This is a genomic window from Aeromicrobium sp. JP4, assembly GCF_054957925.1.
Window position 1 is genome coordinate 502,507 of record NZ_CM143290.1, and the last position, 15,560, is coordinate 518,066.

Sequence of the window (15,560 nt, forward strand, 5' to 3'; positions counted from 1 at the left end):
TGAGAGCGTATGTCAATGACCACTAACATCGATGCCCTTTGATCAGAGCACGATCCCACACATTGCCTCCCGGCCCATGGCTCACGGCCCAAGGCAGGGAGCAGGCGTCCGATCGCCGCTCACGTGCACCAGGCATCTGACGCGACCGCTGCCCGGCAGTGACATCCGACCTGCGTCGTTGTGTCGCTCGCTCGCGTTCGACGAACGGGACTCGTCACGATCTTTGGGTCGTTCCACCCAGCGACTGAGTCCGATCCGTTTCGCCAGGCGAACAAGCGAATCAACTGACAGTTCGCGGACCGACTGCGGCCCGCACTACGCACGAAAGGCGACCGACAACCTCACGGACGGGTTTTCCGGGTCTGAAGCTTTCCCACTCGCCCGGAGGTACGACGAAGCGACGAGAGTCGAGCTGGCGCGAGCTCTCTGCCAGAGTGCAGACCAAGCCGCGAGTAGTCCCCGGTACGTCCCAAGGGAGGGTGAGTGAGGCCAATTCCCGACCATCCGGCGAACGTACGCCGCCACACTGGCGTGCACCTTTGCCCCACGAGCTGAAGAGCGAGAGACCTGCCGTCGGCGACCCGTCCGGGCAGCCGGCCTCCCGCTGCCGCGGCTTCGCGGGGTCCGCTGCACCCGTCTGATCCGCGGGACTGGCGCCGGTCGGCAGAAACGGATCACTCCCCCATCCGGCGCGTGTCGACGCGGCGCGTCGAACGTGTCTGGACGTCCTGTCCGGCCATCCGTCAGACGCAACTGCCCCAGGCTGGCCGTCTCGGCAGTCAGCCCCCTGCCATCGCGCCGGAGCGTGTTCGACGTGCAACACGCGCGGCGCAGCGGACTTTGGCGCTCATGCCGTCCGGCAGGTCAGCGGAATCCCCACTGCTCGGCGTGCCGGAGGCAGATCTCGGTGAGTTCGTCGCGCCGCTCCACGATCGAATCTCGAACGCCGACCACACCGAGTGCGGCGATGGTTCGGCCGCGTTCTCGCAGAGCCACCGACACGCCGTCACCGCGCTCGACGGCCACTCCGGGGGCCGCGCACACGCCGGTGGCCCGGAGCTCGTCAAGGGCGTAGAGGAACTGCTCGACGTAGTCGGCGTCGGCCTCCGGGCGGGAGTTGAGGTAGGCCCAGACGTCGCGCTGCTCACGGTCGGCAAGCAGTAGCCAACCTGCGGAGGTGCGGAGCAGTGAGCGCCGCAAGCGATTCTCCGCCAGGTACGCATACTCTGGTTCGGAGGAGACATGGTCGACATAGAACAGGTCGTCGCCCACCGCGGCGGACAGCGCAGTGGTCAGGCCGGCCTCGGCATGCACCTGCTGCAGTTGCTGGTGGGTGATCGACGTGACCGGAGGGCGTCCCGCGATGACGTTCAGCACGTAGGGCGCTGTGCCGAGCGTGTAGATGTGCTCGCGCTCGTCCAGGTAGCCGGCGGCGACGAGACCGTTGAGCAGTCCGTGCACTGAGCTCACCGGGGCGTCGAGGGCCTTGGCCACGGCAGTGAGAGTGAGGCCGGAGCCGGACCGGGCGACCAGTTCGAGAATGGCCGCAACGCGGTCGATCATGCGGTGACGGGGGCGCACGGGAACCTGCTCGGGCCGTACGGATCCGGGAGTCGCAGGGACGTCAGCCATGGTGACACCCTAACACGCTCGTATATACGTAACGTTCTGCGCTATTGCGTATCTCGATGGATGCTGTGACAATTCAAGCGACGGGGATCCTCCTCAGCGGCGGCGCGTGACACGCGCTCTGAGTGGCCCTTGACACGACCGTGCTGCATCCCGAGCAGCGACTCGGTTGACCAATCGCGCGGGTTCGCCCGGGCAGGACTCATCAGGAGGTCCCATGGGATCGGCTCTCTCGCCACCGACCACGGTGGCGACGGATCAGATGAACGCGTTGCGTGCTGAGGTCCGCGCATTCCTCGCCGAAGAGATCGCCTCGGGTCGACTGACCCCGTGGATCGACACCTGGCTCATCAGGTGGGACGAGGACTTCACCCGCCGCCTGGCCGCGCGCGGCTGGGTCGGCATGACGATTCCGACCGAATACGGGGGCCACGGGCGCACCTTCCTCGAGCGCTTCGTCGTCACCGAGGAACTGCTCTCCGTCGGCGCGCCCGTCGCGGCGCAGTGGGTCGCCGACCGCCAGATCGCGCCGTCGCTCCTGCGATACGGAACGGACGAGCAGAAGCGCGAGTATCTGCCTCGGATCGCCGCCGGCGAGTGCTTCTTCGGAATCGGGATGAGTGAACCCGACTCGGGGTCTGATCTCGCGAGCGTCCGCACCAAGGGCGTGCGGGTGGACGGCGGCTGGTCGATCACCGGAACCAAGGTCTGGACGTCCGGCGCCCATCACGCGGAGGCCTTCTTCGTCCTGTGCCGCACCGAACCCCTGGACACCTCGAACCGCCACGCGGGCTTGAGCCAGTTCATCGTCGATCTGCGCAGTGAGGGCGTTGCCATTCGGCCCATCGTGTCCCTCTCAGGTGATCGACACTTCAACGAGGTCGTCCTGCAGGATGTCTTCGTACCCGACTCGATGGTCTTCGGAGTCCCCGGCAACGGGTGGGAGCAGGTCAACTCGGAACTGGCCTTCGAGCGGAGTGGGCCGGAACGATTCCTGTCCTCGTTCCGCCTGTTCGCCGCGGAGGTCGGCGCGGTCGCGGCGGGTGGGCTTCCCGCCCGTACCGACCTCGGTCGGTCGGTCGCCCGGCTCGCCGGGTTGCACGCACTCAGCCAGAACGTCGCTGGAGCCCTCCAACGCGGCGAACCCGCGGACACGGCCGCCGCCTTGGTCAAGGTGCTCGGCACCATGACGGAGGGCGACATCGTCGATGCCGTCTCGACCCGGCTCGGCGACGAGCTCACGCCCGGTTCCGCCGGCACGAGCAGCGACGCCGCGGTCGAGGAGATCCAGGCCCTCCTGCGCGCGGGCCTGCACCAGCGTCCGGGCTTCACGCTCCGCGGCGGAACGAACGAGATTCTCCGCGGCGTCATCGCGCGGGGATTGGGGATGCGCTGATGACCACCGCTGCGACCACTGACCTCTCCGTCGACGAGGACCTGCAGGCGATGCTCGCCGACGTCGCCTCTGGCTTCTCCGGCCCGGGCGTCCGACCCGACCCCGACGCCGTGTGGTCGACGCTGCAGGAGGTCGGGGTCGCCCGGCTCACCGCGCCCGAGGCCATCGGGGGTAGCGGAGCCGGTTGGATCGAAGCCGCCGCACTCCTGCGTACCACCGCCCGCGCCGGCGTGGCTGTCCCCTACGCGGAGACCGACCTGCTGGCCGGACCCCTTCGGCGCGCCGCAGGGGTCGACGACTCGTCCGACGGCACCACCACTGTCGCGCTGCTCGATCCTGCAGGGACCGCGCACCACGTTCCGTGGGCCGGTGCCACCTCCACCGTCGTGTGCGTGCGTCCCGCCGGCGACGCCTACGAGCTCGCGGACGTGCCGACCAGCCACGTGTCGATCACGCCCCGCGAGGGCATCTCGACGGTTCCGACCGGCTCCGTCGCGTTACGAGACAGCGTTTCATGGTCCCCCGTACCCATCGGGGCCGTTGAGGCGTACGTCCTGCACGGCGCGCTGGCTCGGTCGTTGCAGTGCGTCGGCGCGATGGACGGCATGCTCGCCTTGGCGATCGAGTACACCACCGACCGCAGCCAGTTCGGTCGCTCCCTGTCGAAGTTCCAGTCCGTGCAGAATCTTGTCGTGGACATAGCTGCCGAGTCCGTCCTCGCCCGCGCCGCTGTGGACACCGCTCTTGCCGACGCCCTCGCCAGCGGACTCGACGGCGAGCTCTCCGGGTTCCGCGTCGCGGTCGCGCGGAGCGTCGTCTCGCAGGCCTTGGCCGTGGCGGTGCGCAACGTCCACCAGGTACACGGCGCGATCGGCACCACCCAAGAGCACCATCTGCACAGGTTCACGCTTCCCGCCCTCCAGTGGCGGGGCGAGTTCGGGTCACCGGCGTTCTGGGAAGGCTTCCTCTCGCGGGCGGTCGTCGCCGGCGGCATGGACGGGGCATGGCCCATGATCGCGGAGGGAACCCGTGTCGAGGGCGCCGCACGTCGGTACCTCGACATGGTGTGCCGTACCTCGACGTCGTGATCGCACGATTCGCCGTCCCGAGAGCCAATCCTCCCCGGTCCACGCCGCAGCCGCGCGCGACCGAAGGTGCGCTGGAGCATGCGCCGCGAACGCCGCGCCACCTGGCCGCAACGTCGCGATCGCCCGCGATCCAGCCGAAGCAGTGGTGCCCGCCCCAACGGGGACGGGCACCTCACACTGCTTCGTGACAGAAATCGGCGACCTACCGGCCAGGAACCGACTCGATCTCCGGCGTCAACGCGGCTCTTCCCAGATGAGGGTGTAGGTCGGCCGGGCGCGTCGGTCCGCAGGTAGACGTCGAGGTCTCCCGACGATGGAGGTTCCTACGCCATCCATCCGAAAGACCTCGACGTGACCGACGCTACCCCGCCGGCCGGCTTCGGCCGCCCTGACCTGACCGCCTTCGCGTCTCATCCCAATCGACCCTGACCGAGTCTGCTGACCCCCTCGACGAGAACGCAGCGACATCACAGCCACCCAACCCCGACCGTCCGGGAAGCCGGGACACGTCACATAACCTGTGCTGCGGGCGTGTCGAGTGGGTCGTCCAGGGGCGACGCAGGAGCGTCGACGCGACGTGCTGAGAGGTGATTCCAGTCGAGCACTAGGACACCGGCTACAGGCATGGCGATAGGTCAGGAACGGCGTCGCTCCCTACGCAGGAGGGAGCGCAGAGTCTCGGCGTTCGCGTAGCCGACCCGTAGCGCGATCTCGGCGGAGGTGAGGTCCGTGGTTGCTGAGAGGTGCCGAGCTCGTTCGATGCGAAGCCGTTGGACGAAGCCGAGCGGAGTGAGGTTGAGCGCCGCACGGACTCGTCGTTCGAGGGTGCGCCGGCTGGTGCCGAGCGACTGCGCGACGAAGGCGACGTTGAACGGTTCGTCCAAGCGGGCGCGCACGAGGCGTTCGAACTCGACGACGATCGGGTCCTCGTGCCGGAGATGTTCGTAGGCGACGAAGGCCGCCTGCGACGGACGCTCGTCGATGATGAGGAGCTTGGCGACATGTTGGGCCAGGTCGGGGCTGATCGATCGCACGAGTGAGAGCGCGAGGTCGATGTGGGCGAACGCGGCGCCGGCGGTGACGAGGTTCCCGTCCACGACGACCATGGTGTCGAGATCGAGGGCGACGGTCGGATAGCGCTTCAGGAACTCCGGCCCCAGGAACCAGCTGGTCGTCGCCCGCCGATGATGCATCCGTCCGGTCTCGGCGACGGCGAACACGCCGGTGCACGCCGCGGCGATCCGGGTGGTCGCGTCGTCGAGGCGCCCGAGCGAGGCGATGACCGAACGAGCATCTCGGCTCTGGAGGGCGTCGTTGGTAGCGGCGGCCGTGAGGGTTCCAAGCGCAGGGACGACGACCACGTCGAACTCTCCGGACTCCGACAGCGGGTGGTCAACCGACAGGGTCATCGATGCCGTCGTGGTCACTCGCCGTTTCGGTCCGAGGATGGCGAGTTCGATCGGGTCGATCCGCGGGTCGATATCGCCGCGGGCTCCGTCGGCCACCCGCACGATGTCGATGACCGACGCGACAGCCGAACCGAAGCAGCCGTCGATCGCGATCAGTCCGATACGCATGGCGCGAACGATAGCAATACTGTCGTATACGCCACTCCCCATCGGCCCTCGCTCGTCATACGCTGAACTCGCCCCACGAAGAACCCCGACTTCAAGGAGAACCCCTCATGTCCACACCCGCTTCACTTCCGTATGCCTTCGTCGCCAAGATCGTCGCGGCCGATGGACAGCACGACGCGCTCGCCGATCTGCTCGCCGGCGCTGTCGCGCTCGCCAACGAAGAAGTAGGAACGATTGTCTGGTTCGCGGTCAGGACCCACGCCGACACCTTCTGGATCTTCGATGCATTCCCCGACGAGGCCGCTCGCGACGCCCACGCCAACGGCGCCATCGTCGCAGCCCTGATGGCCAACCAGCACCTCCTCGGCGCAGCACCCGAGATCCTGGCGGCCGACGTCCTCGCGTCCAAGCTCCCGTAGTCCGCCAACGCACGAGACGATCGCGCCCCGCCGAGCCGTCGCCAGGTCGCGACGCAACGCCACGCTGCGTTGCCGAGCGGTGCGAGGCCTATCGGCACACGGACAGGATGCCGGCCGCGAGCGCTCAGCCGGCGAGGGGTCCGTCGCAGAGGAGAGCGACGTCGGTGTCGGGCAGAGCCGTGAGGCCAGCGCATCGCGCGACCACCAGAACCGAACCGCCCCTGCCCTGCGTTTCCGCAGGTCAGGGGCTGTTCGCCGGAGCCGCCTGTCGGAATCGAACCGACGACCTAATCACGTCGGCTTTGGGTCTATCGCTTGATGCGCCCACTGGGCGAACGAGCCGCTGACCTGCGCAAACGCCGAGCGTGGGGGACGCCGCCATCCGGTGGTGACCGACGACGACCGACCAGTACCGACCGTTTCACCGGAGCTTGCGGCGGCGTCGAAGCCGAGCAAGCTCCATTCCTTTAGCTCACCGCGCCCTCCTCCTCGCCGGTCCCGTCGTCGTCGAAGACGTTTCAGGGGTCTTCTCAGATGACGGTGTAGGTCGGCCGGGCGCGTCGTCCGCAGATAGACGTCGAGGTCTCCCGACGACGGAGGTTCCTACGCCATCCATCCGAAAGACCTCGACGTGTCCGACGCTACCCCGCCGGCCGGCTTCGGCCGCCCTGACCTGACCGCCTTCGCTCGACTCGACGGCCTCGGTCTGAGCGTGACCGGACAACGACTTGAACCGGATCGTGCGGTCCTCGCGTGCCGCGTGGTGGAACCAGATCAGTGGTGCCGACGGTGCGGCAGCGAAGGCGCTGCTCGTGACACCGTGATCCGGCGGTTGGCCCACGAGCCGCTGGGCTGGCGACCGACCGAGCTGGAAGTTGTAGTGCGCCGCTACCGCTGTGCCGACTGCGGACACGTGTGGCGCCAAGACACCAGCGCCGCGGCGGAGCCACGCGCGAAGCTCTCGCGCACCGGGCTGCGGTGGGCGCTGGAAAAGATCGTGGTCGCACACCTCACCGTCGCCCGTGTCGCCGAGGGACTCGGGGTCGCGTGGGACACCGCCAACAACGCGGTCCTGGCTGAAGGCAAGCGGCTGCTGATCAACGACCCCACGCGGTTTGAGGGCGTGAAGGTCATTGGCGTCGATGAGCACGTCTGGCGCCACACCAGGCGTGGCGACAAGTACGTCACCGTGATCATCGACCTCACCCCGGTCCGCGATGGCGCCGGCCCAGCAAGGCTGCTGGACATGGTCGAGGGCCGGTCGAAAGCGGCGTTCAAGACCTGGCTCGCCGACCGCGGCGACGCCTTCCGTGACGCGGTCGAGGTGGTCGCGATGGACGGCTTCACCGGGTTCAAGACCGCCGCTGCAGAGGAGATCCCGGACGCGGTCACGGTGATGGATCCCTTCCACGTCGTGCGCCTGGCCGGTGACGCCCTCGACAGGTGCCGGCGCCGGGTCCAACTCGCGATCCACGGGCACCGTGGGTTCAGGGACGACCCGCTCTACAAGTCGCGGCGCACGCTGCACACCGGCGCGGACCTGCTCACCGACAAGCAGAGCGACAGGCTACGCGCGCTGTTCGTTGATGACGCTCACGTCGAGGTCGAGGCGACCTGGGGTGTCTACCAGCGCATGATCGCCGCCTATCGCCACGAGGACCGGCAACGTGGCCGCGAGCTCATGGAGAAGCTGATCACCGACCTCAGCGCCGGCGTCCCCAAGGTGCTCACCGAGCTCACCACCCTGGGCCGGACCCTGAAGAAGCGAGCCGCTGACGTGCTCGCCTACTTCGAACGACCCGGCACCAGCAACGGGCCGACCGAGGCGCTCAACGGACGGCTCGAACACCTGCGCGGCTCCGCACTCGGGTTCCGCAACCTGACCAACTACATCGCCCGAAGCCTGCTCGAGACCGGCGGCTTCAGACCCCAACTCCTACACCCCCGATTGGGATGAGCCGTCAACGCCCCTGGTAGCTGCCGGCGCGCTTGTCGGAGAACGCCGCCAGCGCCTCGCCGTGGTCCTCGGTGTGATGCGCGAGCGCCTGCATGGCAGCCGACAGCTCGAGCAGCGACTCCAGCGACTGGTGCTGGGACTCTCGGAGCAACCTCTTGGCCATGCGTACCGAGTGCGGTGGGTTCTTGGCCACGCGCGCGGCAAGGGCGTTCGCGGCGTCAAGCAGGTTGTCCGGCTCGACGACTCCATTGACCATGCCCCACTCCAGTGCAGTGGCTGCGGACACACGATCGCCGGTGAGCGCCATCTCGGCTGCGCGCATCGGGCCGACGGCCTTGGTCAGCAGCCACGCGCCGCCGTCGCCGGGAATGATCCCCAGCTGGACGAAGCTCTCGGCGAAGAACGCGCGGGTCGAGGCGATCCGCAGGTCACACATCATGGCGAGGTCACACCCAGCGCCGACCGCCGGGCCATTGACCGCGGCGATGACAGGAACCTCGCAGTGGTAGAGCGCGCGAGGGATTTGCTGGATGCCCCTGCGGTAGCCGTCGCGCATCTCGTAGGGGCTGCCGCCGAACATTCCGCGACGATCGATCAGGTCCTTGACATTGCCTCCCGCGGAGAACGCCGTGCCGGCACCGGTGAGCACCACCGCGCGAACCTGATGGTCGGCATTGACAGCGGCAACGCGCTCGCAGAGCGCCTCGACCATCGGGGAGCCGGAGATCGGATTGCGTTCGTCCGGCAGGTTCAACGTCCACGTCTCGACGTGGTCGACGCGCTCGACGAGAAGGATTGAGTCATTCATGAAGTTCGTCCTCTACACAGATTCATTCGGAGAGAGTTCTCCTGGCGTTGATGGCTTCGAGTCCCGCGCCGCCCATCCACTAGTCCGGAAGCGCTCCGGCGGCGCGCAGACGCGCGACCTGGTTCTCGGTCAGGCCGAGCTCGGCAAGCACGTCATCGGCGTCGGCACCGCGTTCGCGGGGCCCGAAGCGCACCGAGCCCGGGGAGCCTGACAGCTTCACGGGTAGGCCGAGCCCTCGATATCCGTCGCGTTCGATCACCATCTCCCGGTGTCGAACCTGCGGAAGGTCGAGGGCTTCGCCGACGTTGTTCACGGCCCCCGAAGGAACACCGGCATGTCGAAGGGTGTCTGCCAAGGCCTCGCGCTCCCAACCAAGGATCAGTTCACGAAGGGCTTCGCGCAGCAGTGCTGCGTTGGCCATCCGGTGGGCATTCGTCGTGAATCGACGATCCTCGGCGAGCCACGGCGCGTCCAACGCGATCGCGAGCGACGCGAACTGGCGGTCGTTGCCGGCACCGATGAAGATCGGTCCGTCACTGCATTGGAACGTCTCGTAAGGGCTGATGGTGGGGTGGGCGACGCCGGTGCGCTCCGGTGGGACACCAGTGGCGAACCACTTACCGGCGTGCGGGTGCAGGATCGACACCGCGTTGTCGAGCAGCGCGAGGTCGACCAGCTGTCCGCGCCCGGTCTCGTGCCGCGCGTGGAGAGCCATGAGAATGCCGTTCACGGCGTTGAGGCCGGTCATGATGTCCACCAGCGGGATACCGATGCGCATCGGCTCGCCGTCCGCCTCGCCATTGATGCTCATGAGCCCCGACAGTGCCTGCAGCACCGCGTCGTACCCTGGCGCGCCACCCAGCGGGCCGTCGGTGCCGTATCCGGTGATTCGGCAATGCACGAGGCGAGGAAACTCCGCGGCGATCACGTGATCGCTCAGCCCCCACTTCTCGAGCGTCCCGGCCTTGAAGTTCTCGATCAGGACGTCGGCATCGGCCAGCATCAGGCGCAGCAGCTGCTGCCCTTCCTCGACTCGCAGGTCGACGCTGATGTTGCGCTTGTTGCGATTGAGCCCGTCGAAGTAGGCGCTGTGACCCTGGGGAACAAATGGCGGGCCCCAAGCGCGGGTCTCGTCACCGGCCGGCGGCTCGACCTTCGTCACGTCTGCGCCGTGGTCGGCGAGCACCTGTGCGCACAACGGGCCCGCGAGGACCCGCGACAGGTCGACGACGCGGAGGTCTGTCAGCGCGCCGGTGCGCGGGGGCAGTTCGGCTGATCCGGAAGGCTCGTCAAAGGCGTTGGGCAACCGGACGTTGATGGTGGACTCACTCACGGAAACTCATTTCGGCGGACATCGGGGGCCGCAACCGGCCCATGGGACGGGTTGGCTCTGCACATCACCAGCTGCTTCAGGCGAGTGGATGGGGAGTGTGGTCGCAGGACCCCTGGAGCATCAGACATAGATGGACTTGTACTCGAGATAGTGATCCAGCGCCTCGGGCCCGAACTCCCGACCGATCCCACTGGCCTTCATTCCACCGAACGGGGATCCCATGTCGAGCGAGTAGTAGTTGATTCCCACGGTGCCGGACCTCATGCGCGACACGACGTCCATGCCACGGTCGTGATCCTGGGTGAAGACGACGCCGCCCAGGCCGAAGGGGGTGTCATTCGCCATCTGAACGGCCTCATCCTCAGACTCGTATGAGATGACCGAGATGACGGGGCCGAAGATCTCCTCCTGCGCGAGGCGGCTGTCATTGCGCACGCCGCGGAAGACGGTCGGCGAGACAAACCATCCCTGCGGCATGCCAACGGGCGATTGAGAGCCACCACGGACGAGCTGGGATCCCTCGGACTCGCCGAGCCGGATGTAGCTCCGTACTCGCTCCCGGTGTCGGTTGCTCACCATCGGTCCCAAAGTGACCGCGTCGTCGAGCGGGTCCCCCAGAACCAAGTCATCCACGTAGGCGGCGAGGACTTCCAGGACCTCATCGGCACGACCACGGGGCACCAGGATCCGAGAGTTGGTGGTGCACGTCTGACCGCCGTTCTTGAACACGGCGTCGTCCAGGCTCTTGGCGAAGACATCCAGGTCGGCATCAGGCAGCACGATCGCTGCGGACTTGCCGCCGAGCTCGAGCGACACCCTCTTGAGGGACCGGCCTGCCGACTCGGCGATCGCCCGCCCCGCGGCCGTCGACCCGGTGAATGCGATCTTGTCGACGTCCGGATGGGCCACGAGGGCCTCTCCCGTGCGAACGCCACCAGCAACGATGTTGAGCACTCCAGGCGGCAGGCCTGCCTCTTCTCCTGCCTCGCCGAAGACGTAGGCGTCGAGGGCAGTCTCCGGGGCGGGCTTCAGGACGATGGTGCACCCGGCGGCGAGTGCAGGTGCGATCTTGGACATCGCCAGCAGTTGAGGATAGTTCCACGCAGTGATGGCGCCGACGACACCGACGGGCTCCTGCCGCACGATGGTCTGACCCTTGTTGCTGGCACGAAGCGTCTCGAACGACCGAGTCTCGGCGGCCTCCGCCATCGCGCGCAGGAAGGCGACCGGACCCGCAGCATTGCTGATGCGTGAAAGAGGCGTGATCGTCCCGTTCTGCTGGCTGACCAAGCGCGCGGTGGAGTCGCCTCGGCGCTCAAGGCTGTCGGCGAGCCGCCGCATGACAGCGGCTCTCTCGTGCGGGGTGCTGCGCCCCCAAGGGCCGGCGAGCGCCGCCCGCGCAGCCTCGACGGCTCGATCGATCTCTGCGGGGCCACCCATGGCGGCAACGCCGAGCGGTCGCTCGGTGGCGGCCTCTTCGATGGTGATCAGCTCCGCGTCATCGGACGCCTGCCACTGACCGTTGATATAGAAATGCCTGCGATCCAGGCCACCGGCGATAGACACGGCTAAACCTTTCCAAGTGTGGTGATGCGTCTCGTCTCTTCAAGCGCTCTGGAGAAGAACGGTCCGGGCTGAGCGGCTGAAGGAGAAGAGCAAGGCGATGGAACCGGTGAGGAGCCGGAACGGACTTCCACAGGGCGCCGTGACGCCATGTCGAAGTCCGCCCCAGCCCTCTTGAGATTCACGAGGACGGACCGCTTCCCGGTGAATCCGGCGCCGGCAGGGCTACTGCGCGACCCCGCGACGATTCACCTGGGCGGTGCGGACGCTGCCGTCCGACTTGCCTTCCCCGAACTGCTCGAGGGTGGTCGCATTGCAGAACATGTACAGCACGTCCAGGTCCGGGCCACCGAACGTGCACGCCACGGACCACGCATCGGGCACGAGCACCACGTCAGTGATCTCACCGGTCTCCTCGACACGATAGAAGCCGCTGTCGGGACCGTCGGTCAGGCCATTGCCGAACCAGACGCCACCCTCGGTGTCCAGTGCGATCCCATCGGGGTGCATGCTCTCGTCGAGCTGTGCCCACACGCGGAAGTTGGTCAAAGAGCCATCGTCGTTCACGTCGAACGCGTCAATCCGGTGTCCGAAGGTCTCCGCCAGGAACAGGGTCCGACGATCCGCACTCAGAGCAGCCCCGTTCGGGAACGTCACGTCTCCATCGACCCTGTGCACCTCCCCCGCGGGCGTCACGTGAGCCAGATTCGTCGGCCGCGGATCTTCAGTCAGGATGTCGAAGCCGAAGTTGCCGACGTAGGCATGACCGGTGGGTGAAACCAGCATGTCATTGGCCATGCCGCCGGCAACCTGCGCGACATCGGCGTGCTCGCTGACGGAGCCGTCTGATGCGACTCGTACGATCTTCTTCTTCGCCGGGTCGAGAAGGACCACGAGGACCGATCCATCCTCGAGGAATCCGAGCCCCGACGGCGACTCCTCGAAAGTCGCGAACGTCGTGTGGTTGCCGTCCGCGTCGAAAGTGAGAACGTGCTTGCCGAAGAAGTCACTGGCCCAGAGGCGGCCATCGTGCCAGCGCGGTGCTTCGAGGTAGCCGTGGCCACGTGAAATGGTCTGCAGTGCCTGGTGCGTCTTCATTGCGTGTTCTTCCGGTAGTCGTGGATACGGCGATTGCCGCTACGGGGTGGGCGCAATCCTGCGCGCGAGTCAGGCATCGAACTGCACCACCGTGTATGAGGCTGCGAATTCGGCGAGCAGCTCCTTGGCGCGGATATGAGCAGGATGTTCGTTGTACTCGGCGTAGCCTGCCCGATCGTTGAACGTGGCGGAGATCCCGTAGTCGCTACTGATCTCGCGCGCACTGGTGTCCTTGCCATGCACATAGCTCAGCAACACGTCGGTGCATTCGGCGGAGAGCTTGTTCAGCGCATCTGCGAAGGCCACGATCGTCGACTCGTCGGTCGGCCGTGCCCAGGAGACTGCGACCAAGTGATGAAACTTCATGCGACCGTCAGCCCCTCAGCGTATCCGGATTCCTTTTCCTTCTGCCAGTACTGCAGGTACGTGGGGATGCCGTTCAGGTACTGAAGCATCTGCATCTTCTTTCCAGGGATGTTTCCCCCGTTGTACCAAGACTTGGCCCTGTTGAAGAGCGCCAAGTCGTCGGTCTCATTGATCTGCGCGGTCCACGCCTCGTCCGCGGCAGCGGTCGACTCGAAACGGGTGTATCCGTTCGACCGAAGGAATTCGAGGAACTCGATCATGACCTCGCCCTGGAGCTCGGCATTGGTGGACCCGTTCCCGAAGGCAGCGGGACTCTGGGGGCCGTAGACGAAGATCGCATTCGGGAACCCGGAGGTGAAGGCCCCCAGGTACGCGTCCACGCCCTCGCTCCACTTGTCACGGAGTGTGACGCCACCGGCGTTCCGCACGTCGATGGAGGTCAGCGCGCCGGTGTTGTTGTCGAAGCCTGTGGCGAGAATGATCATGTCGAACTCGCCGTGCTCCACGCCGTCGGCCGTGCGGATCCCGGTCTCGGTGAACCCCACGAGGGAGTTGCCCTTGGTCGAGACGATCGAGACGTTCGCCTGGTTCATCACGTCGTAATAGTTCTGGTGGAGGGCCGGCCGCTTGGCCCCGAAGGGATGGGGGGCCACCTCAGGCGCCAGCAGGTCTGCCTTGACCGGGTCGGTGATCTGGGGCCTGATCTTGCTCTTCCAGAACTCGTACGTCAGCGCATTCGTCTCCTCGTTGAACAGATAGTCCGAGAAGTTCCCCAACCAGAAGGCGAATCCACCCTTGTTCCACAGGCTCTCGAAGAGGGCATTGCGCTCTTCTTCCGCGGTGGCGACACCGCTTCGAGGGTCGAAGTCGTAGTCGATCGCCGCGTGCGTCTCCCGACTCAAGCCTGCGATATGGGGCATCTCCATTTTGATCGCAGCCTTTGCCTCGTCGTCCAGGTGCTTCTGCTGCATGGGCAGCGAGATGTTGGGCGTGCGCTGGAAGACCGTGAGGTGCTCGACGACGGGGCCTGCCTCCTGCACCACCTGAACGGCGCTCGCCCCAGTTCCGACGATGGCCACCCGCTTGCCCGTCATGTCCAGGTCCTCGCGCCAACGAGCGGTGTGGACGAGCTCTCCTTGGTACGCATCCATATCGGGGATGTTCGGCACGTAGGGCTCCGTGGTCGAGCCGGTGGCGAACACCACGAACCGCGACCGGAACGTAGCTCCGTCCTTCGACTCGAGTGTCCACATCCGCTCACCCTCGTCGAACGTCGCGTTCACGACCTTCGTGTTGAAACGACAGTCCTTGCTCAGGTCCAGCTTCGAGTCGACATAGTCGAAGTAGCTGCGCATTTCCTCGTGGCCGGGGTACAGCTGCGAGAAGTCCCAGTCCTTCCAGAGGAACTCGTCGGTGAACTGATACACCTGCGCGTGGCTGTCGACCCGCGCCCCCGGGTAGCGGTTGAGGCTCCAAGCGCCCCCGAAGCTGCCACTGGCCTCGAGGAGGATCACGGAGAATCCCCGGTCACGGAGATGGCGCAGTTGATAGATGCCACCGAACCCTCCCCCGACGACGACCACGTCGTAGGTGTTGGTTTCTGGAGCCTGTTCCACAGCATTCTCAGGAACGTGCGTTGCGGTCATCGATTCCACCTTTCAAGGCATCGAAATGTGACGGGGTCAGCTCGTTGCTGATCTCCGGCGAGCGAATCGGGGAAGGTCGAGGTTGGGAGACAGAGCCGGTACTTCGGTGTTGTCGGATCTCTCCCGGTGTGTGATCTACACCATAGTCTCGGCGAGCACTATACGCAAGTAGGCAAGGGTTTTCTTATCTACGTAAACTTACGGGGCTCGCGATCGCTCAGCCGCCCGCCCGGTCGGCCTTTGAGCGCTCGCTGTCGTGAGTCGCCCAGCAGGACGAGCCGGACGACCGAGACACCGCAGACGCGGTCGCCAGCTGCGCCATCGAAAAACTCGAGGCATTCAGCGTCGTCGCCTTGTCCGCCGAGCTGGTGCTCGCCATGCTCGGCGGCACTGGCGCTCGATGACTCATTCGATCGCGCGCTCCTGTCGGACGCACTGTCCCCAAGAGGTCCATTGCTGGCGCCGGCACTTTTTCGGTTGCGGGCCACGATCTCCTGAGCCGACGCGGTCCTGGGCACCGGGCGCAATCGTGCTCCTTCTTGATCGATGCTTTCCCTTGGATGGTGATCCAGCGGGTTGGCCGTGGGTGCATCCTCCACTCGCGCGAAGGGCATTCGCTTATCCCGGGTGGACGGGCGCCAACCCGGCGTTTCGAGTCAGCGGCACTTCGCACCGTGGCC

General features: G+C 66.4%; 12 protein-coding genes. 4 read left to right on the plus strand and 8 right to left on the minus strand.

Translation table 11 applies throughout. The features are described from left to right. Positions 1–864: 864 nt before the first annotated feature. Positions 865–1,563 (minus strand): IclR family transcriptional regulator, encoded by a 699-nt coding sequence (locus tag ACY1JX_RS02575; RefSeq protein ID WP_462565105.1) that lies wholly within the window; start codon positions 1,561–1,563, stop codon positions 865–867. A 328-nt stretch (positions 1,564–1,891) separates the two neighbouring features. On the opposite strand from ACY1JX_RS02575, the gene ACY1JX_RS02580 reads away from it, so the two are divergent. Together ACY1JX_RS02580 and ACY1JX_RS02585 are read left to right on the plus strand one after the other, a co-directional pair. Then, positions 1,892–3,025 carry an acyl-CoA dehydrogenase family protein gene (locus ACY1JX_RS02580; protein WP_462565106.1) on the plus strand — a complete coding sequence of 378 codons (1,134 nt, stop codon included), beginning with the start codon at positions 1,892–1,894 and terminating at the stop codon, positions 3,023–3,025. After that, on the plus strand, positions 3,025–4,113 hold the full coding sequence (locus tag ACY1JX_RS02585) for an acyl-CoA dehydrogenase family protein (protein WP_462565107.1): 1,089 nt from the start codon (positions 3,025–3,027) through the stop codon (positions 4,111–4,113). Before ACY1JX_RS02580 ends, ACY1JX_RS02585 begins: the two co-directional genes overlap by 1 nt. Before the next feature lie 635 nt (positions 4,114–4,748). On the opposite strand, the gene ACY1JX_RS02590 is transcribed toward ACY1JX_RS02585, so the two are convergent. Then, positions 4,749–5,732 carry a GlxA family transcriptional regulator gene (locus ACY1JX_RS02590; protein ID WP_462565108.1) on the minus strand — a complete coding sequence of 328 codons (984 nt, stop codon included), beginning with the start codon at positions 5,730–5,732 and terminating at the stop codon, positions 4,749–4,751. Between the two features lie 65 nt (positions 5,733–5,797). Between ACY1JX_RS02590 and ACY1JX_RS02595 the strand changes: the two genes are divergently transcribed. Together ACY1JX_RS02595 and ACY1JX_RS02600 are read left to right on the plus strand one after the other, a co-directional pair. Then, the gene (locus ACY1JX_RS02595) at positions 5,798–6,109 is read left to right on the plus strand and encodes a putative quinol monooxygenase (RefSeq protein WP_003941073.1); all 312 of its coding nucleotides are present in this window, start codon (positions 5,798–5,800) and stop codon (positions 6,107–6,109) included. 631 nt (positions 6,110–6,740) lie between these two features. Next, positions 6,741–8,066, plus strand: coding sequence for an ISL3-like element ISPfr2 family transposase (locus ACY1JX_RS02600; protein WP_462565109.1), 1,326 nt, complete (start codon positions 6,741–6,743; stop codon positions 8,064–8,066). A gap of 4 nt (positions 8,067–8,070) precedes the next feature. On the opposite strand, the gene ACY1JX_RS02605 is transcribed toward ACY1JX_RS02600, so the two are convergent. From ACY1JX_RS02605 to ACY1JX_RS02630, 6 genes are all read right to left on the minus strand, one after another. Continuing rightward, positions 8,071–8,874 (minus strand): crotonase/enoyl-CoA hydratase family protein, encoded by an 804-nt coding sequence (locus ACY1JX_RS02605; RefSeq protein WP_462565110.1) that lies wholly within the window; start codon positions 8,872–8,874, stop codon positions 8,071–8,073. A 79-nt stretch (positions 8,875–8,953) separates the two neighbouring features. Further along, the gene (locus ACY1JX_RS02610) at positions 8,954–10,207 is read right to left on the minus strand and encodes a CaiB/BaiF CoA transferase family protein (RefSeq protein WP_462565111.1); all 1,254 of its coding nucleotides are present in this window, start codon (positions 10,205–10,207) and stop codon (positions 8,954–8,956) included. 120 nt (positions 10,208–10,327) lie between these two features. After that, positions 10,328–11,773 (minus strand): aldehyde dehydrogenase, encoded by a 1,446-nt coding sequence (locus tag ACY1JX_RS02615; RefSeq protein ID WP_462565112.1) that lies wholly within the window; start codon positions 11,771–11,773, stop codon positions 10,328–10,330. Between the two features lie 222 nt (positions 11,774–11,995). Then, positions 11,996–12,868, minus strand: a complete 873-nt coding sequence (locus tag ACY1JX_RS02620; protein ID WP_462565113.1) for an SMP-30/gluconolactonase/LRE family protein — start codon at positions 12,866–12,868, stop codon at positions 11,996–11,998. Between the two features lie 69 nt (positions 12,869–12,937). Next, the gene (locus ACY1JX_RS02625; protein WP_462565114.1) at positions 12,938–13,234 is read right to left on the minus strand and encodes a Dabb family protein; all 297 of its coding nucleotides are present in this window, start codon (positions 13,232–13,234) and stop codon (positions 12,938–12,940) included. After that, positions 13,231–14,880 carry a flavin-containing monooxygenase gene (locus ACY1JX_RS02630; RefSeq protein ID WP_462565115.1) on the minus strand — a complete coding sequence of 550 codons (1,650 nt, stop codon included), beginning with the start codon at positions 14,878–14,880 and terminating at the stop codon, positions 13,231–13,233. The genes ACY1JX_RS02625 and ACY1JX_RS02630 overlap by 4 nt, the downstream gene beginning before the upstream one ends. Positions 14,881–15,560: the final 680 nt, after the last annotated feature.

Coding starts and splice junctions, on each gene's coding strand:
- ACY1JX_RS02625 (WP_462565114.1), bottom strand. CDS start 13,234: ATGAAGTTTCATCACTTGGTCGCAGTCTCCTGGGCACGGCCGACCGAC.
- ACY1JX_RS02630 (WP_462565115.1), bottom strand. CDS start 14,880: ATGACCGCAACGCACGTTCCTGAGAATGCTGTGGAACAGGCTCCAGAA.
- ACY1JX_RS02605 (WP_462565110.1), bottom strand. CDS start 8,874: ATGAATGACTCAATCCTTCTCGTCGAGCGCGTCGACCACGTCGAGACG.
- ACY1JX_RS02585 (WP_462565107.1), top strand. CDS start 3,025: ATGACCACCGCTGCGACCACTGACCTCTCCGTCGACGAGGACCTGCAG.
- ACY1JX_RS02590 (WP_462565108.1), bottom strand. CDS start 5,732: ATGGGGAGTGGCGTATACGACAGTATTGCTATCGTTCGCGCCATGCGT.
- ACY1JX_RS02595 (WP_003941073.1), top strand. CDS start 5,798: ATGTCCACACCCGCTTCACTTCCGTATGCCTTCGTCGCCAAGATCGTC.
- ACY1JX_RS02620 (WP_462565113.1), bottom strand. CDS start 12,868: ATGAAGACGCACCAGGCACTGCAGACCATTTCACGTGGCCACGGCTAC.
- ACY1JX_RS02580 (WP_462565106.1), top strand. CDS start 1,892: ATGAACGCGTTGCGTGCTGAGGTCCGCGCATTCCTCGCCGAAGAGATC.
- ACY1JX_RS02575 (WP_462565105.1), bottom strand. CDS start 1,563: ATGATCGACCGCGTTGCGGCCATTCTCGAACTGGTCGCCCGGTCCGGC.